This window comes from Luteimonas pelagia (assembly GCF_054776035.1).
This window is the reverse complement of the sequence record NZ_BAAHCG010000002.1, coordinates 587,927-609,689: the sequence shown is the minus strand read 5'-3', so window position 1 is coordinate 609,689 and position 21,763 is coordinate 587,927. Positions and strand designations below refer to the sequence as shown.

General features: G+C 70.7%; 19 protein-coding genes. 15 read left to right on the top strand and 4 right to left on the bottom strand.

What is annotated here, in order from left to right:
- The first annotated feature begins 48 nt into the window (after nt 1-48).
- The 5 genes from ACYU7H_RS08075 (at nt 49) to ACYU7H_RS08055 (ending at nt 3,423) form a co-directional block, all read left to right on the top strand.
- A complete protein-coding gene (locus ACYU7H_RS08075) occupies nt 49-342 on the top strand; it encodes a hypothetical protein (RefSeq protein WP_460813728.1) in 294 nt (97 codons plus the stop codon).
- A 3-nt stretch (nt 343-345) separates the two neighbouring features.
- Nucleotides 346-705 (top strand): GntR family transcriptional regulator, encoded by a 360-nt coding sequence (locus ACYU7H_RS08070; protein ID WP_460813726.1) that lies wholly within the window; start codon nt 346-348, stop codon nt 703-705.
- Nucleotides 702-1,598 (top strand): ABC transporter ATP-binding protein, encoded by an 897-nt coding sequence (locus tag ACYU7H_RS08065; protein WP_460813724.1) that lies wholly within the window; start codon nt 702-704, stop codon nt 1,596-1,598. The genes ACYU7H_RS08070 and ACYU7H_RS08065 overlap by 4 nt, the downstream gene beginning before the upstream one ends.
- Nucleotides 1,595-2,644, top strand: coding sequence for a hypothetical protein (locus ACYU7H_RS08060; protein WP_460813722.1), 1,050 nt, complete (start codon nt 1,595-1,597; stop codon nt 2,642-2,644). The genes ACYU7H_RS08065 and ACYU7H_RS08060 overlap by 4 nt, the downstream gene beginning before the upstream one ends.
- 98 nt (nt 2,645-2,742) lie before the next feature.
- The gene (locus ACYU7H_RS08055) at nt 2,743-3,423 is read left to right on the top strand and encodes a YggN family protein (RefSeq protein ID WP_460813720.1); all 681 of its coding nucleotides are present in this window, start codon (nt 2,743-2,745) and stop codon (nt 3,421-3,423) included.
- A 39-nt stretch (nt 3,424-3,462) separates the two neighbouring features.
- Here ACYU7H_RS08055 and ACYU7H_RS08050 read toward each other — a convergent pair whose 3' ends face one another.
- On the bottom strand, nt 3,463-4,899 hold the full coding sequence (locus tag ACYU7H_RS08050; RefSeq protein ID WP_460813718.1) for a class II fumarate hydratase: 1,437 nt from the start codon (nt 4,897-4,899) through the stop codon (nt 3,463-3,465).
- Nucleotides 4,900-5,265: 366 nt separating this feature from the next.
- On the opposite strand from ACYU7H_RS08050, the gene purB reads away from it, so the two are divergent.
- The 9 genes from purB (at nt 5,266) to ACYU7H_RS08005 (ending at nt 16,812) form a co-directional block, all read left to right on the top strand.
- Nucleotides 5,266-6,630, top strand: a complete 1,365-nt coding sequence (purB, locus tag ACYU7H_RS08045) for an adenylosuccinate lyase (protein ID WP_460813716.1) — start codon at nt 5,266-5,268, stop codon at nt 6,628-6,630.
- A 5-nt stretch (nt 6,631-6,635) separates the two neighbouring features.
- On the top strand, nt 6,636-7,901 hold the full coding sequence (locus ACYU7H_RS08040) for a JmjC domain-containing protein (protein ID WP_460813715.1): 1,266 nt from the start codon (nt 6,636-6,638) through the stop codon (nt 7,899-7,901).
- Entirely contained in the window at nt 7,898-8,824 is a 927-nt protein-coding gene (locus ACYU7H_RS08035) for a GNAT family N-acetyltransferase (protein WP_460813713.1), read from the top strand. Before ACYU7H_RS08040 ends, ACYU7H_RS08035 begins: the two co-directional genes overlap by 4 nt.
- Nucleotides 8,825-8,977: 153 nt before the next feature.
- A complete protein-coding gene (locus ACYU7H_RS08030; RefSeq protein WP_460813712.1) occupies nt 8,978-11,809 on the top strand; it encodes a 2-oxoglutarate dehydrogenase E1 component in 2,832 nt (943 codons plus the stop codon).
- Nucleotides 11,810-11,857: 48 nt separating this feature from the next.
- Nucleotides 11,858-13,066, top strand: coding sequence for a dihydrolipoyllysine-residue succinyltransferase (gene sucB, locus ACYU7H_RS08025; RefSeq protein WP_460813711.1), 1,209 nt, complete (start codon nt 11,858-11,860; stop codon nt 13,064-13,066).
- 46 nt (nt 13,067-13,112) lie between these two features.
- Nucleotides 13,113-14,546, top strand: coding sequence for a dihydrolipoyl dehydrogenase (gene lpdA, locus ACYU7H_RS08020; RefSeq protein WP_460813709.1), 1,434 nt, complete (start codon nt 13,113-13,115; stop codon nt 14,544-14,546).
- Between the two features lie 153 nt (nt 14,547-14,699).
- Complete coding sequence (locus tag ACYU7H_RS08015; RefSeq protein ID WP_460813708.1) at nt 14,700-15,305, top strand: LOG family protein; 606 nt, start codon at nt 14,700-14,702, stop codon at nt 15,303-15,305.
- Nucleotides 15,306-15,333: 28 nt separating this feature from the next.
- Nucleotides 15,334-16,338, top strand: a complete 1,005-nt coding sequence (locus tag ACYU7H_RS08010) for a YhdH/YhfP family quinone oxidoreductase (RefSeq protein WP_460813706.1) — start codon at nt 15,334-15,336, stop codon at nt 16,336-16,338.
- Nucleotides 16,339-16,410: 72 nt separating this feature from the next.
- The gene (locus ACYU7H_RS08005) at nt 16,411-16,812 is read left to right on the top strand and encodes a response regulator (protein WP_460813704.1); all 402 of its coding nucleotides are present in this window, start codon (nt 16,411-16,413) and stop codon (nt 16,810-16,812) included.
- An 18-nt stretch (nt 16,813-16,830) separates the two neighbouring features.
- On the opposite strand, the gene ACYU7H_RS08000 is transcribed toward ACYU7H_RS08005, so the two are convergent.
- Together ACYU7H_RS08000 and ACYU7H_RS07995 are read right to left on the bottom strand one after the other, a co-directional pair.
- Nucleotides 16,831-17,721, bottom strand: coding sequence for a DnaJ C-terminal domain-containing protein (locus tag ACYU7H_RS08000; protein WP_460813702.1), 891 nt, complete (start codon nt 17,719-17,721; stop codon nt 16,831-16,833).
- A gap of 152 nt (nt 17,722-17,873) precedes the next feature.
- Entirely contained in the window at nt 17,874-18,353 is a 480-nt protein-coding gene (locus ACYU7H_RS07995; RefSeq protein ID WP_460813701.1) for an Hsp20/alpha crystallin family protein, read from the bottom strand.
- Nucleotides 18,354-18,530: 177 nt separating this feature from the next.
- On the opposite strand from ACYU7H_RS07995, the gene ACYU7H_RS07990 reads away from it, so the two are divergent.
- Nucleotides 18,531-19,010 (top strand): redoxin family protein, encoded by a 480-nt coding sequence (locus ACYU7H_RS07990; RefSeq protein WP_460813699.1) that lies wholly within the window; start codon nt 18,531-18,533, stop codon nt 19,008-19,010.
- A gap of 140 nt (nt 19,011-19,150) precedes the next feature.
- Here ACYU7H_RS07990 and gyrA read toward each other — a convergent pair whose 3' ends face one another.
- The gene (gene gyrA / locus ACYU7H_RS07985) at nt 19,151-21,748 is read right to left on the bottom strand and encodes a DNA gyrase subunit A (RefSeq protein WP_460813698.1); all 2,598 of its coding nucleotides are present in this window, start codon (nt 21,746-21,748) and stop codon (nt 19,151-19,153) included.
- Between the last annotated feature and the right edge of the window lie 15 nt (nt 21,749-21,763).

The following is a 21,763-nucleotide window of genomic DNA, read 5'->3' as shown; positions in this document are numbered from 1 at the left end:
GTGTTATAGTTGCATACAACACCGATCACCCAGAGCAGGACGTCCCCCATGAACCGCAGGCTCCACAACAGCTTCCTGGCGTTGTCCGCGAGCGGCGCGATGCTGGTCCTGGCCGCGATGGCCGGCAGCCCGTCCGGCGCCCTCGCGCCCGCCGTCGCCGACACGGTCACCGCGGGCGTTCCCGCCCCCGATCGCGACGACGCGACCGCCGACGCCGACGCCGGCATCCCGGTCCTCGAGGCCGTCGACCGCGCGATCGACGCCAGCCGTCCCGGCCGCAACGGGGCCCATCGCAGCCGCCGCGCGGTGCTGGTCCCCTACTTCTCGTTCGCACGGGGCTGACCCATGACCGCCATCGAATGGAGCGACGGCGCTCCGATCTACCGCCAGCTCAAGGAGCGGGTCGTCGCGATGATGCTCGACGGCGAGCTGCGTCCCGGCGACGCGCTGCCCTCGGTGCGCCAGGTCGCCGCCGAATACCAGCTCAACCCGATCACCGTCTCGCGCGCCTACCAGGAACTGGCGGACGAGGCACTCGTCGAAAAACGAAGGGGACTTGGCATGTTCGTCACGGAAGGGGCTTCGGAAAAACTGCTGGCCAGCGAGCGCGAGCGGTTCCTGAAGGAGGAATGGCCGCAGGTCATGGAGCGCATCGCGCGCCTGGGCCTGACGGCCGAGCAGCTGCTGCGTGGAGGTGCCAAGTGAACGCCGCCAACGACACGACCGCCACGGTCGCGGCCGAGACCGTCGTCTCCGCGCGCAACCTGCGCAAGGTGTACCGCAACGCGGTCGCGCTCGACGACGCGGGCTTCCGCATCGAGTCCGGGCGCATCGTCGGCCTGATCGGCCCGAACGGCGCCGGCAAGACGACCGCGCTCAAGGCCATCCTCGGCCTGATCCCGTTCGAGGGCGAACTCCGCGTCCTGGGCAGGGATCCGCGCACCGAGCGCGACGAGCTGATGAACGACGTGTGCTTCATCGCCGACGTCGCCGTGCTGCCGCGCTGGATGCGGGTGCGCGAGGCCATCGAGTTCGTCGCCGGCGTGCATCCGCGCTTCGACCGCGACCGCTGCGAGCGCTTCCTCAGGGGCACGCAGCTCAAGCCGGACATGAAGGTCCGCGAGCTGTCCAAGGGCATGATCGTGCAGCTGCACCTGGCGCTGGTCATGGCCATCGACGCCCGCCTGCTGGTGCTCGACGAGCCCACGCTCGGCCTGGACATCCTCTACCGCAAGCAGTTCTACCAGCGCCTGCTGGAGGACTACTTCGACGAGGGCAAGACCATCCTGGTCACCACCCACCAGGTCGAGGAGATCGAGCACATCCTCACCGACGTGATGTTCATCCGCGACGGCAAGGTCGTGCTGTCCGCGCCGATGGACGCGGTGGGCGAGCGCTACGTCGAGGTCCTGGTCAACGCCGACCGGGCCGAGGCCGCCCGCGCGCTGCAGCCCATCGACGAGCGGTCCCTGCCCTTCGGCAAGACCGTGATGCTGTTCGACGGCGTGCCTCGCGCCCGCCTGTCCGAGCTCGGCGAGACCCGGATCCCGGGCCTGGCCGACCTGTTCGTCGCCACCATGAAGGGAACCTACGCATGAACGCGTCCATCGAGACCGTCGCCGCCCCGCGCCATCCCGCGGCGACGCCCCACCCCACGCACAAGCTGAAGCTGCTCCTGCGGCGCGAGTTCTGGGAGCACAAGGGCGGTTTCCTGTGGACGCCGCTGGTGGCGGGCGTGATCTTCCTCGCGCTCAGCCTGATGGGGATCGTCACCGCCGAGTTCTTCGCCCGCAAGGCGATCGCCGAGGGCGAGATGGCCATCGACGGCGAGGTGGTGATCAACGGCCTCGACCTGGGCATGCTCACCGAGCGCATGGACGCGGGCGACCTGGTGCAGCTGGGCAAGGCGATCGACGCCAGCCTGTTCATGGCCTCGACCTGGCCGCTGATCGTCCTCGCGTTCGTGGTGTTCTTCTACTGCCTCGGCGCGCTGTACGACGAGCGCAAGGACCGCAGCGTGCTGTTCTGGAAGTCGCTGCCGGTCTCCGACCGCGACACCGTGCTGTCCAAGGCCGCGAGCGCGCTGGTCGTCGCCCCGGTGCTCGCCATCGCGGCGGCCCTCGCGACGATGGTCGGGTTCCTCGTGCTGGTGAGCCTGGTCGCGCTGCTGCACGGTGGCAACCCCTTCACCCTGCTGTGGGGGCCCGCGAGCCCGCTGTCGGTCGCCGGCAGCCTGCTGCTCGCGATCCCGGTCTATGCCCTCTGGGCGCTGCCGACCGTGGGCTGGCTGCTGCTGTGCTCGGCCTGGGCGAAGAGCAAGCCGTTCCTGTGGGCGATCATGCTGCCGGTCTTCGCGGGCATCTTCGTCAGCTGGTTCGACCTGATGCGCAACTTCGAACTGGGCAGCGACTGGTTCTGGGCGAACGTGGTGGGCCGCCTGCTGCTCGGCACCGTCCCCGGGTCGCACATCCCCTACCGCGACGCCGCGGCGCATGTCTCGGATCCGGACGACGTGTTCCAGCTGCTCAACCCGGCGTACACGCTCGAGAACTACGCGATGCCGGAGCTGTGGATCGGCGCGGTGTTCGGCGCGGCGTTCATCTACGGCGCCATCCGCCTGCGGCGCTGGCGCGACGACGCCTGATGCGTTCCGGTCCGCCGCGCGATGCGGCGGACCCTTTCCCCGGCGCAGACGGCGCACCGTCCGGCACGACCCGGCGACACCCGACGAGAGGTCCCACGATGAAAATGCTCCCCATCCTCCTGCTGCCCCTGCTCCTGCTCGCCGCCGGCACGGGGTGCGCCCGCGACGCGGACGAGGCGGTCGCCTCCGGCGTCGAGCGCCAGGTCCAGCGCGGGCTCGAGGAGGCGCGCGGCCGACTGTCCACGGAACCGATGGAACTGCACGCGGACGGCGAACCGGATGCCGAGATCGATCCCGACGGCACGTTCCGCATCGACGGCAAGGTGGTCGAGACCACGCCCGAACAGCGCGCGCTCCTGGTGGCCTACCACGGCGAGCTGGTCGGCATCGCCGAGGCCGGCATCGCGATCGGGGGACAGGCCGTCGCGATCGCGGGCACGGCGGTCAAGGAAGCCTTCCGGGGCATCTTCTCCGGCAACCCGGATGACGTGGAAAAGCGGGTCGAGGTCGAAACGAAGAAGATCGAGTTGGAAGCCGAGCGCATCTGCCTGCGCGTGGCCGCGCTCAAGCAGGCGCAGGACCGCGCCGCGGCGGCGATCCCGGCCTTCGGTCCCTACGCGACGATCACGACCGAGGACGTCCAGGAATGCCGCGCCGACACCGGCCACGCGAAGGTCGACCTGGACATCGGCGGCAACGACGATACGCCCGCCGACGACGCGGACACCGGCATGGATCCGGCGGAAGAAGCCGACGCGGCGGCCGACGCCGGCAACTGATCCACGCCGCCACTCCGCCTCACGCACAACGCGCCGCGGTCACCCGCGGCGCGTTTTCCGTTTCGATGCGGAGGTCCCCGATCCTCCGCGCCGGTCCGCGCCGGTCAGCGCACGCGGATCCAGCAGGCGCCGGAGCTCCCGCTCCGGCATGCCGGTCGCCTCCACGGCGACGTCCAGCACGGGCCGCACTTCGGCGTAGGCGCGCTTGGCGATGGCCGCCGCCTTCTCGTAGCCGATCACCGGGTTGAGCGCGGTGACCAGGATCGGATTGCGCTCCAGCGCCTCGCCGACGCGGCCCCTGCGGACCTCCAACCCGTCGATCGTGGTGTCGGCCAGCAGGCGCATCGCATTGGACAGCAACGCGATCGACTCGAGCAGGTTTGCCGCGACCAGCGGCAGCATCACGTTGAGCTGGAAGTTGCCGCTCGCGCCCGCGACGGTGACCGCGGCGTGGTGGCCCATGACCTGCGCGCAGACCATGCAGGTCGCCTCGGGCACCACCGGGTTCACCTTGCCCGGCATGATCGAACTGCCCGGCTGCAAGGCCGGCAGCTCGACCTCGCCCAGTCCCGCGAGCGGCCCCGAGTTCATCCACCGCAGGTCGTTGGCGATCTTCATCAGCGCCACCGCAAGCGCATTGAGCTGCCCCGACAGCTCGACCGCGTCGTCCTGCGACGCGATGCCCTCGAACCGGTCCTCCGCGGACACGAACTTCACGCCCGCAATCGCCGAGAGCGCTTTCGCCATCGCCTTCCCGAACCGCGGATCGGCGTTGATTCCCGTCCCGATCGCCGTCCCGCCGATCGGCAGCCGCCGCAACCGTGCCATCGCATCCTCGATCCGCCCGCGCGCCGACGACAGCTGCGAGGACCACGCCCCGAGCTCCTGCCCGAAGGTCAGCGGCATCGCATCCATCAGGTGCGTGCGCCCGGTCTTGACCACCGACCGCAGGCTCCGCCCCTTGCGGTCGATCGCACGGCGCAGGTGCGCGAGCGCCGGCAGCAGGTCCGCGTCGAGCGCCCGCATCGCCGACACCCGGATCGCGGTCGGCACCACGTCGTTCGAGCTCTGCCCGAGGTTCACCTCGTCGTTCGCATGCACCGCCTTCCCGCGGCCGAGCGCCTGCGTCGCCAGCGTGGCGATGACCTCGTTGGCATTCATGTTGCTCGACGTCCCCGACCCCGTCTGGAAGACGTCGACCGGGAACTGCACGTCATGCTCGCCGGCGGCCACCGCCAACGCCGCCTTCCGGATCGCCGCCGCCCGCGTCTTCGGCAGCATCCCGAACCCGGCATTGACCGTCGCCGCGGCCGCCTTGATGTAGCCGAGCGCATGCACGAACCCGGCCGGCATGGGTCGCCCGGACACCGGGAAGTTCTCCACCGCCCGCTGCGTCTGGGCCCGCCACAGCGCCTCGGAAGGCACCTCGAGCTCGCCCATGCTGTCGCGCTCCACCCGGAATCCACGCCTGGCCATCCGTCCGCTCCATCGAGACCCGCACCGCAGCATACGCCCGCCCCACCACGACCCCGTCCACGCCAATCACCCGCGTGTCGACGCGTTCCCCGACCGACATTCCCCGTTCGATACGCGACGTCGCCACAGATGACGTGAGGCCGGGGCCTTGCGGGCAGTCCTGCGTCAAGCAGGCCACGGATGGCCTGCGCGCGCGTCAGGGCAGGACGCCCTGCCGCGCGGAGAGCAGGAGTGCCCGCAAGGACGCGGCCGTCCTCCCGGAGCCCGGCACAACCGCCCCAAGTCCTGCCGACTGCCCAACCATCGGGGCCGGCCCCCGCGCCAACGTAGAATGTCCGCCCTCCCGCGCACCCCAGGCCCAAGAAGATGTCCGACGCCCAGCTGCTCGCCCTCTCCCCCCTGGACGGCCGCTACGCCGCCAAGGTCGAGCCCCTGCGCCCCGTCTTCTCCGAATACGGCCTCATCCGCGCCCGCGTCCGCGTCGAAGTGGAATGGCTGCTCGCCCTGGCCGCCGAACCCGGCATCCCCGAACTCGCCGAGCTGCCGAAGGACGCCGCCGCCCGCCTGCGCGCCATCGCCGACCACTTCTCGACCACCGACGCCGCCCGCGTCAAGGCGATCGAACGCACCACCAACCACGACGTCAAGGCGGTCGAATACTTCATCAAGGAACACCTGCGCGACGACACCGCGCTGGCCCCCGCGCTCGAGTTCACCCACTTCGCCTGCACCAGCGAGGACATCAACAACCTCGCCTATGGCCTGATGCTCGCCGAAGGCCGCGACCACCTTCTGGGCGCCCTCGACCGCACCATCGACACCCTGCGCGCGATGGCGCATGCCAACGCCGAACTGCCGATGCTCTCGCGCACGCACGGCCAGACCGCCTCGCCCACCACGCTCGGCAAGGAACTGGCGAACGTCGTCGCCCGCCTGCGACGCCAGCGCGCCCAGGTCGCCGCGGTCGAACTGACCGGCAAGATCAACGGCGCCGTCGGCAACTACAACGCCCACGTGGCCGCGTACCCCGACGTCGACTGGCCCGCGTTCGCCGAACGCTTCGTGACCCGCCTCGGCCTGGTCTTCAACCCCTGGACCACCCAGATCGAACCGCACGACTGCGTCGCGGAGCTCGGCGACGCCGTGCGCCGCGCCAACACCGTGCTGGTCGACCTGTGCCGCGACGTCTGGGGCTACGTCTCGCTCGGCTACTTCAAGCAGAAGCTCAAGGAAGGCGAAGTCGGCTCGAGCACGATGCCGCACAAGGTGAACCCGATCGACTTCGAGAACGCGGAGGGCAACCTCGGCGTCGCCAACGCCCTGTTCGGCCACTTCTCGGAGAAGCTGCCGATCAGCCGCTGGCAGCGCGACCTCACCGACTCCACCGTGCTGCGCGCGCTCGGCACCGCCTTCGGCCACACCCAGGTCGCACTGGATTCGCTCGCCAAGGGCCTGGGCAAGCTCGAGGTCGCGCCCGAGCGCTTGGCCGCCGACCTCGACGCGTCGTGGGAGGTCCTGGCCGAGGCCGTGCAGACGGTCATGCGCCGCTACGGCCTGCCGAATCCCTACGAACAGCTCAAGGCGCTCACCCGCGGCCAGGGCATCACCGCCGATTCGATGCGCGCCTTCGTGTCCGGGCTGGACCTGCCGGCCGACGCGAAGCGGTCGCTGCTCGACATGACGCCCGCCACATACACCGGCCTGGCCGCGCGCCTCGCGCGCGACGTCTGAGCGGCATGGCCACCGAACGCCCCCGCAAGGCCGCGCCGCGCCGGCGGAAGCCCGCGAAGGACGCCGGCGCCGCGAGGCCGATCGAGGTCGACGCGCGCGACCTGCCGCCCCTCGGCATGCCCGCGGCCGACTTCCTGCGCGACTACTGGCAGAAGAAGCCGCTGCTCATCCGCAACGCGTTCCCGGGCTACGAATCCCCGATCTCGCCCGAGGACCTCGCCGGCCTCGCCTGCGAGGAGGCGGCGCTGTCGCGCATCGTCGCGCACCAGCCGGAGGACGACCGCTGGCTGCTCCAGCACGGCCCGTTTCCCGAAGAGCTGTTCCCCAGCCTGCCCGGCCATGACTGGACCCTGCTGGTGCAGGACGTGGACAAGTGGGACGCGGACGTCGCGCAGGTGCTCGAGGCGTTCGACTTCCTGCCGCGCTGGCGCATCGACGACGTGATGGTGAGCTTCGCCGCGCCGGGTGGTTCGGTCGGCGCGCACGTCGACCAGTACGACGTGTTCCTGCTGCAGGCGCAGGGCCGGCGGCGGTGGTTGATCGACGCCGGCGAGGCCCCACCCCTGGCGTTCCGCGACGACGTCGACCTCAAGCTGCTCAAGTCGTTCACGCCCTCGCACGAGTGGGTGCTCGAGCCCGGCGACATGCTGTACCTGCCGCCCGGCGTGCCGCACCACGGCGTGGCCGAGGACGCCTGCCTGACGTTCTCCATCGGCATGCGCGCGCCCGGTGCGTCCGAACTGCTGGGGGATTTCGTCGACACGCTGGCGGCGGAGGCGGACGAGGCGTTGCGCTACCGCGACCCGGACCTCGTGCCGCCCGCCGACCCGAACGAGATCGACGCCGACGCCATGGCGCGCGTCGTCGAGGCCCTGAACCTGCTGCGGATGAACGATCCGGACCGGCTCGGCGACTGGTTCGGCCGCTTCATCAGCGCCTACCGGGGCGCGGGCGAGGTCGCCGCCCCGCCCGGCCTGCCCTCGCGGATCGAATTCGACTGGGCCATGGCGCACGGCGGCGTGCTCCACCGGCACCCGTTCACGCGCATGGCGTGGCGGCGCGCGAAGCGCCAGGCCCGCCTGTTCGCCAATGGCCGCGCCTGGCCGGCGCCGGTCGCCGATGCGCGCCGGCTCGCCGCGGCGGACATGCTCCAGGGCCCGGCCTGGGCGGCGCTGTCCCCCGCCGGACGCGACCTTGCGTTCGAACTGGTGGAGGCCGGGCATTTCCGGCTGGAAGCCGGCGACGACGCCGACACGGGGGACGCTTCATGACCAAGAACGGCGCCGACAACGGCAGCGCATTCGAAGTCACGGCGGCCGACTACGCCCGCGACCACGAGGCCCTGCGCGCCGTGCGCGAGGCGGTGTTCGTGCGCGAGCAGAACGTGCCGCTGGCGCTGGAGGTCGACGAACTCGATCCCCGCTGCCACCACGTGCTCGCACGCGACGCGACGGGACGCGCGATCGGGACCGGCCGCCTCACCCCGGACCGCCGCATCGGCCGGATGGCCGTGCTGGCCGACTGGCGCAACCGGGGCGTCGGCGACGCGATGCTGCTCGCGCTCATCGAGGCCGCCCGCGAGCGCGGCTGGCACGCCGTCTCGCTCCACGCGCAGGCCGGTGCCATCGACTTCTACCTGCGCCACGGGTTCCTGCCCCGGGGGCCCCGATTCACGGAGGCCGGCATCGAGCACCAGGAGATGGCGCTGGACCTCGACGCGCCCCGCGGCATCGACGACCGCGACCGGGCCGTGGAATGCGTCGCGGCCCTGGTGCGCGCGGCGCGCCGGCGCCTGCGGGTGTACAGCCGCGACCTCGACCCGGGGTTGTTCGACGGCGCCCCCGTGGTGGAGGCCCTGCGCGCGTTCGGCACCTCGGGTCGCGGTGCCGAGGCACGGTTCATCCTCCAGGACGCCGCCGCCCCGCAGCGCGCGCATGCCCCGCTGCTCGGACTGGCGCAGCGGCTGCCCAGCGTCTTCGGCTTCCGCGAGGTCGACGACCCGGTCGACCGGGCCTACCCGTCCGCCTTCGTGGTGAACGACGTCGGCGGCTGGTACTTCCGCGGCCTGGGCCACCGCTTCGACGGCGAGGCCGACCCGCACGGGCCCGGCCGCGCGCGCCAGTTGCAGCAGGGCTTCGACCGCGTCTGGGAGCGCTCGCGCCCGGTGACCGAGTTCCGCGCGATCGGCATCTGAGCACGCAGCGGTACCGCCGGGAGGGCGGCAACCGCTATACTTGCGAGCCTTTCGCGCCGCATTCAGCGGCGGCCCGCCGGAATGCCCGTCCGGTGCCCCGCCGCCGCCGGCGCCATGCGCCCGCCCCCCCATCCGAAGCTTCCCGACGCCAGAGTGGACAGTCTCCTGAAGCAGTTCGCGCGTTCCTCGCAATTCGGCGCCAACGCCGCCTTCCTCGAGGACCTCTACGAGCAGTACCTGGTCGACCCCGACAGCGTCGGCCCGCAATGGAAGGCGTGGTTCGACGGCTTCGAGGGCCGCAAGGCCGGCGACGTGCCGCATTCGGCGATCGCCAGCGCCGTGGCCGCGGCCGGCCGCCGCGCGACCGACGGCGCCGGCGCGACCCCCATGGCGGCCGGCGACGAGCGCGAGCTGGCCATTGGCAAGCTGGTGACCGCCTACCGGTCGCGCGGCCACCTGGCCGCCGACCTGGACCCGCTCGGGATGATGGAGATGCCCGGCGCCCCGGACCTGGACCTGGCGTTCCACCGCCTGTCGCAGTCCGACCTGGACCAGGAGTTCGGCACCGGCAACGTCCGCGGCGGCGCGCGCATGACGCTGCGCGACCTGCTCGCGCTGCTCAAGCGTACCTACGCCGGCCCGATCGGCGCCGAGTTCATGCACATCAGCGACGCCGAGCAGCGCCGCTGGCTCTACGAGCGCCTGGAGGCGGCCGGCGGCGAATACGGCCAGTCCGCCGGCTCGCAGCGCCGGATCCTCGAGCGGCTCACCGCCGCCGAGGGCCTGGAACGCTACCTGCACACCAAGTACGTCGGCCAGAAGCGCTTCTCGCTCGAGGGCGGCGACGCGCTGATCCCGCTGCTGGACGTGGTGATCCGCCGCGCCGGCGGCGACGGCGTGCGCGAGGTCGTGATGGGCATGGCCCACCGCGGCCGCCTGAACGTGCTGATCAACACCCTCGGCAAGCCGCCGCGCCAGCTGTTCGACGAGTTCGAGGGCAAGTTCGAGCACAAGCACGACGACCGCCCGCACACCGGCGACGTGAAGTACCACATGGGCTTCTCCGCCGACGTGGCCACCGATGGCGGCCCGGTGCACCTGGCGCTGGCGTTCAACCCGTCGCACCTGGAGATCGTCGACCCGGTGGTCGCCGGCAGCTCGCGCTCGCGCCAGCACCGCCGCCGCGACCGCGCGCGCCAGCAGGTGCTGCCGATCCTGATGCACGGCGACGCCGCGTTCGCCGGCCAGGGCGTGGTCATGGAACTGCTGCAGATGTCGCAGGCGCGCGGGTTCGCGGTCGGCGGCACGCTGCACGTGGTGATCAACAACCAGGTGGGCTTCACCACCAGCGAGCGGCAGGACGCGCGCTCCACGCTGTACTGCACGGACGTGGCGATGATGGTCGACGCCCCGGTCCTGCACGTGAACGGCGACCACCCCGAGGCGGTCGCCTTCTGCGCGGAACTGGCGTTCGACTTCCGCCAGCGGTTCGGCAAGGACGTGGTGATCGACCTGGTCTGCTACCGCCGCCACGGCCACAACGAGGCCGACGAGCCGGCGGCGACGCAGCCGCTGATGTACCAGAAGATCCGCAAGCACCCGACCACGCGCGAGCTCTACGCCGGGCAGCTGGCCGAGGCCGGCGTGCTGTCCGCCGACGACGCCAAGGCGCTCGTGGACGCGTACCGCGGCAAGCTCGACGAGGGCAAGGTCACGACCGAACTGGCCGAGTCGAAGGACGACGAGTTCACGATCGACTGGTCGAAGTACCTGTCCGGGACGCTGTCCGACCCCGTCGACACCACCTTCCCCGCCGACGACCTGGCGCAGCTCGCGCGCACGATCACCACCGTGCCCGACAACGTGAAGCTGCACGCGCGCGTCGCCAAGATCTACCAGGATCGCGCGAAGATGGCCGCCGGCGAGCAGCCGGGCGACTGGGGCTTCGCCGAGAACCTCGCCTACGCCACGCTGCTGCGCGAGGGCTACCGCCTGCGCCTGGTCGGCCAGGACTCCGGCCGCGGCACGTTCTTCCACCGCCACGCGATCCTGCACGACCAGGACTCGGCCGAGCCCTACGTGCCGCTGCGCGGGCTGGTCGAGAATCCCGAGGACGTGACCATCATCGACTCGTTGCTCAGCGAGGAGGCGGTGATGGCGTTCGAGTACGGCTACGCCACCGCCGACCCGCAGACCCTCGACATCTGGGAGGCGCAGTTCGGCGATTTCGCCAACGGCGCGCAGGTCGTCATCGACCAGTTCCTGTCCTCGGGCGAGGCCAAGTGGGGCCGCCTGTGCGGCCTGGCGCTGTTCCTGCCGCACGGCTACGAAGGCCAAGGCCCGGAGCACAGCTCCGCGCGCCTGGAGCGCTTCCTGCAACTGTGCGCGCTCGACAACATGCTGGTGTGCGCGCCGACGACGCCGGCGCAGGCGTACCACATGATCCGCCGCCAGATGCGCATGCCCACGCGCAAGCCGCTGGTGGTGATGACGCCCAAGTCGCTGCTGCGCCACAAGCTGGCGGTGTCGTCGATGGACGAGCTGTCCGGCGGCGGATTCCAGAAGCTGATCCCCGACACGACCGCGACCTCGAAGAAGCCGCGCCGCGTCGTGCTGTGCTCGGGCAAGGTCTACTACGACCTGCTCGAGCAGGCGACGAAGGACGGCGTGGACGACGTCGCGCTGGTCCGCGTCGAGCAGCTCTATCCCTTCCCGCGCCCCGAGCTGGTCGAGGAGCTCAAGCGCTTCGCGAAGGTCGGCGACGTGGTGTGGTGCCAGGAAGAGCCGCAGAACCAGGGCCCCTGGTACCAGATCCAGCACCACCTGCGCGCCTGCCTGCAGCCGAAGCAGGCGCTGCACTACGTCGGCCGCGCCCGCTCGCCGTCGCCGGCCTGCGGCCACTTCAGCGACCACGTCGAGGAACAGGCGCGCCTGGTCGCCGACGCCCTGCACAACGAGCTCAACGGCGACATCGTCGTCGAGTAGCCGCATCCCACCCTTCCCATCGCATCCCAGCGAAACAGGACGCCGCCCATGTCCATCGAAGTCAAAGTCCCGGTCCTGCCGGAATCCGTGTCCGATGCCGTCATCGCCAGCTGGCACAAGCAGGTCGGCGAGCCGATCGCGCGCGACGAGAACCTGCTCGACCTGGAGACCGACAAGGTGGTGCTCGAGGTCCCCTCGCCCGTCGACGGCGTGGTCAGGGAACTCAAGTTCCAGGCCGGCGACACCGTGACCAGCCAGCAGGTCGTGGCGCTGATCGAGGAAGGCGCCGCGCCGGCGAAGAAGGAAGAGAAGAAGGCCGCCGACGCGCCCGCCAAGGCCGATGCACCGAAGCAGGCCGCCCCGGCGAAGGCTGCCTCGCAGCCGGCCGCCGCCAAGTCCGGCAAGTCGGACGCGCTGCCGCCGGGCGCGCGCTTCACCGCGCAGAAGGAAGGCATCGACCCGTCGCAGGTCGAGGGCACGGGTCGCCGCGGCGCCGTGACCAAGGAGGACCTGCTCAACTACGCCCGCAACGCCGGCGCCGGCACCGCGGGCGGCGCGCGGCCGGAGGAGCGCGTGCCGATGACCCGCATGCGCGCGCGCATCGCCGAGCGCCTGATGCAGTCCAAGGACTCCATCGCGATGCTGACCTCGTTCAACGAGGTCAACCTCGCCAAGGTCATGAAGATGCGCAAGGAGCTGGGCGAGGCGTTCCAGAAGGAACACGGCATCAAGCTCGGCTTCATGAGCTTCTTCGCCAAGGCCGCGGCGAACGCGCTGCAGCGCCACCCGGTGGTCAACGCGTCGGTCGACGGCAACGACATCATCTACCACGGCTACGCCGACATCTCGATCGCGGTGTCGACCGAGCGCGGCCTGGTGACGCCGGTGCTGCGCAACGTCGAGCGGATGTCCTTCGCCGACGTCGAGCAGGGCATCGACGGCTACGCCCGCGCCGCGCGCGAGGGCGGACTGAAGCTCGAGGACCTGCAGGGCGGCACGTTCACCATCACCAATGGCGGCGTGTTCGGCTCGCTGATGTCCACGCCGATCGTGAACCCGCCGCAGTCGGCCATCCTGGGCATGCACGCGATCAAGGAGCGCCCGGTCGTGGAGAACGGCCAGGTCGTCGCCGCGCCGATGATGTACATCGCGCTGTCCTACGACCACCGCATCATCGACGGCAAGGACGCGGTGCTGTTCCTGGTCGACATCAAGAACCAGCTGGAGAACCCGCAGCGCATGCTGCTGGGCATGTGAGCGCCCGCGCGCCCACCCTCGACACACCGGACAAGCGAGTGAACCGATGAGCGAACCCCAGAACTTCGACGTCGTGGTGATCGGCGCCGGCCCCGCCGGCTACCACGCCGCCATCCGCGCGGCCCAGCTGGGCCTGAAGACCGCCTGCATCGACGCGGCGCTCGGCAAGGACGGCAAGCCGGCGCTGGGCGGCACGTGCCTGCGCGTGGGCTGCATCCCATCCAAGGCGCTGCTCGACTCCTCGCGCCAGTTCTGGAACATGTCCCACCTCTTCGGCGACCACGGCATCAGCTTCAAGGACGCGAAGATGGACGTCGGCCAGATGATCGGCCGCAAGGACAAGATCGTGAAGCAGTTCACCGGCGGCATCGCGATGCTGTTCAAGGCGAACAAGGTCACGCCCTTCTACGGCTTCGGCACCCTGCACAAGGGCAACGTCGTCAAGGTGAAGCAGCACGACGGCAAGGAGGTCGAGCTCAAGGGCACGAACGTGATCATCGCGGCGGGCTCGGATTCGATCGAACTGCCGTTCGCGAAGTTCGACGGCAAGACCGTGGTCGACAACGCCGGCGCGCTGGACTTCGAGACGGTGCCCAGGCGCCTGGGCGTGATCGGCGCCGGCGTCATCGGCCTGGAGCTGGGCAGCGTGTGGAAGCGCCTGGGCAGCGAGGTCACGATCCTGGAGGCGATGCCGGACTTCCTGGCCGCCGCCGACGCCGAGGTCGCCAAGACCGCCGCCCGCGAGTTCAAGAAGCAGGGCCTGGACATCCGCCTGGGCTGCAAGGTCACGAAGGCCGAGGTGAAGAAGTCAGCGGTCCACGTGACCTGGTCCGGCGCCGACGGCAAGGACGAGACGCAGGTCTTCGACAAGCTGCTCGTGTGCGTGGGACGCCGCGCCGCGACGAAGGGCCTGCTTGCCGACGACACCGGCGTGAAGCTGGACGCGCGCGGGATGGTCGAGGTCGACGAACACTGCCACACGGGCGTGGACGGCGTCTGGGCGATCGGCGACTGCGTGCGCGGGCCGATGCTGGCGCACAAGGGCTTCGAGGAAGGCATCGCGGTCGCCGAGCTGATCGCGGGCCTGCCGGGCCACGTCAACTTCGAGACGATCCCCTGGGTGATCTACACAGAGCCCGAAATCGCCTGGGTCGGCCGCACCGAGCAGCAGCTCAAGGACGACGGGGTGCCGTACAAGGCCGGCAGCTTCCCGTTCGCGGCGATCGGCCGCGCGGTGGCGATGGGCGAACCGGCGGGCTTCGTGAAGGTGCTGGCGCATGCCGAGACCGACCGCGTCCTGGGCCTGCACCTGGTTGGCGTGGGCGTGTCCGAACTGGTCCACGAGGGCGTGCTGACGATGGAATTCAACGGCTCCGCCGACGACCTCGCCCGCATCTGCCATGCGCACCCCACCCTGTCGGAAGCGATCCACGACGCCGCGATGGCAGTCGACAAGCGCGCGATCCACAAGGCCAATTGACCGGCCTGCGTGCACCGCCCCTGCCATCCCGAGCGCAGCGAGGGACCTGCTTCACTTCACTTGTGAAGAGCAGGTTCCTCGCCTCCGGCTCGGAACGACAGGGCGCTGGCTGCAGGTCGCGTCCGTCGGCATACGGAATGACCGGGCGATCGGATGACTGATTCGCTTCGCACCGTCTGCGTCTACTGCGGATCGAACGCCGGGTCTCGGGCGGTGTATGCCGCGCGTGCCGCGGAACTGGGCACGCGCCTGGCGCGCGACGGCGTCGCGGTGGTGTACGGCGGCGGCAACGTCGGCCTGATGGGCATCGTCGCGGACGCCGCGCTCGCGGCCGGTGGCGAGGTGGTCGGCGTGATCCCCGAGCAGCTTGTCGGCTGGGAAGTCGCGCACCGCGGCCTGACCCGGCTCGAGGTGGTCGACAGCATGCATGCGCGCAAGGCGCGGATGTTCGACCTGTCCGACGGCTTCGTCGCCCTGCCCGGCGGGTTCGGCACGCTCGACGAGATGTTCGAGATGCTGACCTGGCGCCAGCTCGGCCTGGGCGACAAGCCCTGCGCGTTCCTGGACGTCGAGGGCTTCTTCGCGCCGCTGGTCGCGATGATGGACCGCATGGTCGACGAGCGATTCCTGCACGCCGACCAGCGCCGCGACCTCTGGCATGGCGAGGACATGGACGCCATGCTCGCCTGGATGCGCGGCTACGCCCCCGCGCATGCCGACAAATGGCTCGACGAGAAGCGCCGTTCCGACCTGCGCTGATCCGGGCACCGCTTCCCGAGGACACTACATGACCCTGCCGACGCGCTTCCGAGCCTTCCGGATCCACGACCATGGCGCCGATGGCGCGCCCGGCCACCGGGCCGGGATCGAGGACATCGGGCTCGAGGACCTCGCGGAGGGCGAAGTCGTCATCCGGACGGCGTTCTCGTCGGTCAACTACAAGGACGCGCTGGCGGGCACGGGCGAGGGCCGGATCCTGCGGCGCTTCCCGCTGGTCGGCGGCATCGACGCCGCCGGCCACGTGGTGGCCTCCCGGGACCCGCGCTTCCGCGAGGGCGACGCGGTGCTCGCCACGGGCAGCGGCCTGTCGGAGACGCGCGACGGCGGCTATTCCGAATACGCGCGGCTCCCGGCGGAATGGACCATCGCGCTGCCTGCAGGCCTGGACCTGCGCGAGTCGATGGTCATCGGCACCGCGGGCTTCACGGCCGCGCTGGCGCTCCTGCGCATGGTCGAGAACCGGCAGTCGCCGGACCTCGGGCCGCTGTGCGTGACCGGCGCGACCGGCGGCGTCGGCTCGCTGGCCATCGACATCTTCAGCCGCGCGGGATTCGAGGTGCACGCGGTCAGCGGGAAGACGGACCAGCACGCGTACCTGCAGTCGCTCGGTGCGCGCCGCGTCCTCGGCCGCGACGCGCTGGCCACCACCCGTCCGATGGAATCGGCCGCCTTCGGGGGCGGCCTGGACAACGTGGGCGGCCCGATGCTCGCCAGCCTGCTGGCGCAGACCGCGCCCTACGGCAACGTCGCCAGCGCCGGACTGGCGGCGACGCACGCGCTCCAGACCACCGTCATGCCCTTCATCATCCGCGGCGTTTCGCTGCTGGGCGTGGCGTCCGCGGGCACCGCCCGCGACATCCGCGAGGACGTCTGGCGCCGGCTTGCGGGCGAATGGAAGCCGGCGCACCTGGATCGCATCCTCACCCGGGAAGCCACGCTGGACGAGTTGCCGGACGTCTTCGCGGGGATGCTGCGCGGCGGCTCGCTCGGCAGGACGCTGGTCCGCCTCTAGGGGCCATGCGCAGCCCGTTTGCGGTCCCGGGCGACGTCGTTACAATCGCCCGAGGCCAACCGGGGGAGCCGTATGGCGCGCATCCTGATCGTCGACGATTCGCCGTCGCAACTGATGGGCATCCGCCGCATCGTCGAGAAGCTCGGGCACGAGGCGCTGACCGCGGAGGACGGCGCCGACGGCGTCGAGGCCGCGAAGCGCGAAGTGCCGGACCTGATCCTGATGGACGTCGTCATGCCGAACCTCAACGGGTTCCAGGCCACGCGCGCGATCACGCGCGAACCGACCACCAAGCACATCCCGGTGATCCTGGTGACCACGAAGGACCAGGACACCGACCGCGTCTGGGGCATGCGCCAGGGCGCGAAGGCCTACATCACCAAGCCCTTCGGCGAGGACGAGCTGTCCACGCTGATCGAGCAGTGGCTGGCCGGCGGCAATCCCCTCGACGCCCCTTCGGGCGACGCGGCCTGACCGCCCTGCGGCCGCCGCTCAGGCGCGCCGCCACCCTTCGCCGAACGCCTCGGCCATCGCCGCGTAGGCCTCGCGCTGCGCCGGGGTTTCCGCCTTCGGCGCCAGCACCTCCAGTTCGACGATCTGGTCGCCCCCGGGCGTGCCCGGCAGGCCGCGGCCGCGCAACCGCAACTTGCGGCCGGCCTCCGAGTCCGGCGGGATCTTCAGCTCCACCGGGCCGCCCAGCGTCGGCACGCTGACCGTCGCACCCATCGCCGCCTCCCAGGGCGCGACCGGCAGCACGTGGATGATGTTTCGGCCATCCACCTCGAACTGGGGGTGCGCCGCGTACTCGACCTGCAGCAGCAGGTCGCCCCCGCCACCCCCCTGCCCTGCCAGGCGGATCGACTGCCCTTCGCGGATGCCCTTCGGCACGCGCACGTCCAGCGTCCTGCCGTCGATGCCGATGCGCACGCTGTCGCCGCGATAGACGGACTCCAGCGGCACGGCCAGGCGCGCGCGGCTCTGGCGGGGGCGTTGCGGGCCGCCACCGCCCGGGCGCCCGAAACCACCGCGCCGGCGCCCGAAGAGTTCCTCGAAGAAGTCGGAGAACCCGCCACCCGCACCGCCGCCGGCGAAGATCTCCTCGAAGTCGACCCCGTCGCCCGCGCCGCCGCCGAACCCGCCCGGCTGCACGTCGTCGCCGGGCCGGTAGCCCCGCCCGCGCAGCTGGTCGTACGCGGCGCGCTTCTGCGGGTCGCGCAGTGCCTCGTAGGCCTCGTTGACGGCCTTGAACTTCTCCTCCGCGCCGGCTTCCTTGCTGACGTCGGGGTGGTACTTGCGCGCCAGCCGGCGGTAGGCGGTCTTGATCTCCGCCTCGCCCGCGCCCGGCTCGACGCCAAGGGTCTCGTAGTAATCCTTGAACTGCATGCCTGCCTCGCGATTGCGTGCCCGGGTGTCGCGCGTGCAGGGGGCCAGCCGGCCCGGCGCGACGAAGGCCCGCCGGCATGCCGGCGGGCCCCCGAGTGTAGCCAGTGGCGGCCGCGCACCCGAGCGGGTGCGCGGACGCCGGGGGCGGCGCCCTACTGGCGCGTGCCCTCGGTTCCGGGCCCACCCACCTGGATGCGACGCGGCGTGGTCTCCGGCCGCTTCGGGATGCTGATCTCCAGCACGCCGTGGCCACCGCTGGCGGTGATCCCTTCCGGATCGGCAGAGTCCGGCAGCGCGAAGCGCCTGTGGAAGCTTCCATAGCGTCGCTCGATCCGCGAGAAGCGCTCGGTCTGCTCGCTGCTCTCGCTGCGACGCTCGCCCTTGATGGTGAGGATGCCCTTGTCCATCAGCACCTCCACCTCGCGGGGGTCGATGCCCGGCAGGTCCGCGAAGATCACGAACCGGCCCGGCTCTTCCTTGATGTCCACCCGGGGCGTCCACTGGCTGGTCACGACCGAGGACTCGTCGCCCTCGTCCTGGAAGAACCGGTCGAACACCTGCTTGATCTCGTCCTGCAGCGCCTGGCCCTGGAAGGCGATGGGCCACTGCTGCCTGTAGCGCATGAGGCTCATGGTCTGTCTCCGTCTCGTCGATGCGGCGCCACACGCCGCGATGCTGGCAACATAGGGACCGGCCCGGGTCTTTCAAGGGCACCGCCGGGGCCGCGCCGGATGGCACCGTCGGCGCGCCGCCCCCATTCAGCAGCGGACCGTGTCCGCGTCTTTCCCTTCCCCACAGGAGCCAGTCCCATGTCCATCCAGGTCGGCGACCGCCTGCCCGAAGTCCCCCTCCAGCGCATCCGCGACGGCGTCGAGACCGTCGACACCGCGAGCCTGTTCGAAGGCAGGAAGGCGGTCGTGTTCGCGGTGCCCGGGGCGTTCACGCCCACGTGTTCGGAGCGCCACCTCCCAGGCTTCATCGAGCACTTCGACGCCTTCCGCAGCCGGGGCATCGAGGTGTACTGCCTGTCGGTCAACGACCCGTTCGTGATGCAGGCCTGGGGCCGGAGCCAGGACGTGCCCGAGGGCCTGGAAATGCTGGCCGACGGCAATGGCGACTTCGCGCGGGCGCTCGGCCTGTCGATGGACGCCAGCGCGTACGGCATGGGCACGCGGGCCAAGCGCTTCGCGCTGGTCGCCGACGACGGCGTGGTGAAGCAGCTCTACGTCGAGGCGCCCGGCGAGTACCGCGTCTCCTCCGCCGAGCACGTCCTCGAGAACCTCGACTGACCCCGAGGAACCCGTAGGAGCGCCTCTGCAGGCGCGATGGGCTTGCCCGCGCAGGCATCGCGCGCGCAGGCGCGCTCCTACGGGAAATGAAAAGGGCGCCGGGAGGCGCCCTTTTCTTCCTGCTGCTGGTAGACCTGGCGTCAGCCCGCCGGCGGCACCGGTGTCGCCTCGGTGCCTGCTGCGTCGGCCGTCTCGTCCTCCTCGTCGTCGAACGACGCGTCCACGCGCTCGACCGCCTGCAGCGACTCGTCGCTGGCGAGCCGCATCAGGGTCACGCCCTGCGTGTTCCGGCTGACCTGCGAGATTTCCGCCGCGCGCGTGCGCACCATCGTCCCGCCGTCCGAGATGAGCAGCACCTCGTGGTGGTCGGACAGCTGGATCGCGCCGACCAGCTTGCCGTTGCGGGCGGTGGTCTTGAGCGCGATCACGCCCTGGATGCCGCGGCCCTTGCGCGGGTAGTCCTCCAGCGGCGTGCGCTTGCCGTAGCCGCGTTCGCTGGCGGTGAGGATGTCGCCGTCGCCGTCGACCACCACCATGCTGACCACGTGCTCGCCCTCGGCCAGCCGCATGCCGCGCACGCCTGTCGCGGTGCGGCCCATCGCGCGGACCTCGTCCTCGGCGAAGCGCACGGCCTTGCCATTGCTGGCGAACAGCATCACGTCGCGGCCGCCATCGGTGATCTCGACGTTGACCAGCGCATCGCCCTCGTCGAGGTTGATGGCGATCTTGCCGCGCTGCAGCCGGTAGGCGTACTCGGTCAGCGGCGTCTTCTTGACCGTGCCGTTGCGGGTGGCGAAGAAGACGAACTTGTCCTCCCCGTACTCGCGCACCGGCACGACGGCCTGGACCTGCTCGCCCGGCTCCAGCGCGATCCAGTTCACGATCGGTCGGCCGCGCGCGTGCGGACCGGCGTCGGGCAACTGGTGCACCGGCAGCCAGAACACCCGACCGCTGCTGGTGAAGGTCAGCAGGGTGTCGTGGGTGTTGACCAGCCACAGCTGGTCGATGAAGTCCTCGTCCTTGGTCCGCGCGGCATTGCGGCCGCGGCCGCCACGCTTCTGCGCGCGGTAGGCGGTGACCGGCTGGCGCTTGGCGTAGCCCGAGTGCGACAGCGTCACGACCACGTCCTCCGGCGCGATCAGGTCGAGGATGTCGAGGTCCTCCTCGCTCTGCCGGATCTCGCTGCGGCGCGCGTCGCCGAATTCTTCCTTCAGGTTGCGCAGCTCGGTGCGGATCACCTCCAGCAGCACGTCCGGATCCTCGAGGATCTCGATCAGGCCGCGGATGGTCTCGAGCAGCTGGCGGTACTCGTCGGTCAGCTTCTCCTGCTCCAGGCCGGTCAGGCGGTGCAGGCGCATTTCCAGGATCTGCTGGGCCTGGACTTCGGTCAGCTGGTAGCCGTCCGCGAGCAGGCCCACGCCGGCCGGCAGGTCCTCGGGGCGCGAGGCCTCGGCGCCCGCGGCCTCGAGCAGCGAGCCGACCAGGCCCGGCTGCCAGCGCCGCGAGAGCATGCGCTCCTTCGCGACCTGCGGGTTCTCCGAGGTCTTGATGAGCTCGATCATCTCGTCGATGTTCGCCAGCGCGACCGTCAGGCCCTCGAGCACGTGCGCGCGGGCGCGCGCCTTGCGCAGCTCGAAGATGGTGCGGCGGGTCACCACCTCGCGGCGGTGGCGGACGAAGGCCTCGAGGATCTGCTTGAGGTCGAGGGTCTGCGGGCGGCCGTCGACCAGCGCCACCATGTTGATGCCGAACACCGACTCCATCGGCGTCTGCGAGTAGAGGTTGTTGAGCACGACCTCGGCCGACTCGCCGCGCTTGACCTCGATGTAGATGCGCATGCCGTCCTTGTCGGACTCGTCGCGCAGCTCGCTGATGCCCTCGAGCTTCTTCTCCTTCACCAGCTCGGCGATCTTCTCGATCAGCCGCGCCTTGTTGACCTGGTACGGGATCTCGGTGACGACGATGGCCTCGCGGCCGGTGCGGTCGTCGACCTCGACGTCGGCGCGCGCGCGCATCCGCACCCGGCCACGGCCGGTGCGGTAGGCCAGGTGGATGCCGCCAACGCCGTTGATGATGCCCGCGGTCGGGAAGTCCGGGCCGGGCACGAACTGCATCAGCCCGTCGATGTCGATCTGCGGGTCGTCGATCAGGGCGATCGTCGCGTCGACCACCTCGCCCAGGTTGTGCGGCGGGATGTTGGTGGCCATGCCGACCGCGATGCCGGCCGAGCCGTTGACGAGCAGGTTCGGCACCCGCGCCGGCATGACGCTCGGCTCGAGTTCCTTCTCGTCGTAGTTGGGCTGGAAGTCGACGGTTTCCTTGTCGATGTCGGCCAGCAGCTCGTGCGCCAGGCGCGACATGCGCGCCTCGGTGTAGCGCATCGCCGCCGCGGCGTCGCCGTCGATCGAGCCGAAGTTGCCCTGCCCGTCGACCAGCATGTAGCGCAGCGAGAACGGCTGCGCCATGCGGACCAGCGTGTCGTAGACCGCGGTGTCGCCATGCGGGTGGTACTTGCCGATGACGTCGCCGACGATGCGCGCGGACTTGTAGTACGGCTTGCCCGAGTGCGCGCCCAGCTCGTTCATCGCGAACAGGACGCGGCGGTGGACCGGCTTGAGGCCGTCGCGCACGTCCGGGAGCGCACGCCCCACGATCACGCTCATGGCGTAATCGAGGTAGCTGCGGCGCATCTCGTCCTCGAGGTTGACCGGGATGATTTCCTTGGCGAGTTCGGCCATCGGGCTTCCGTTGTT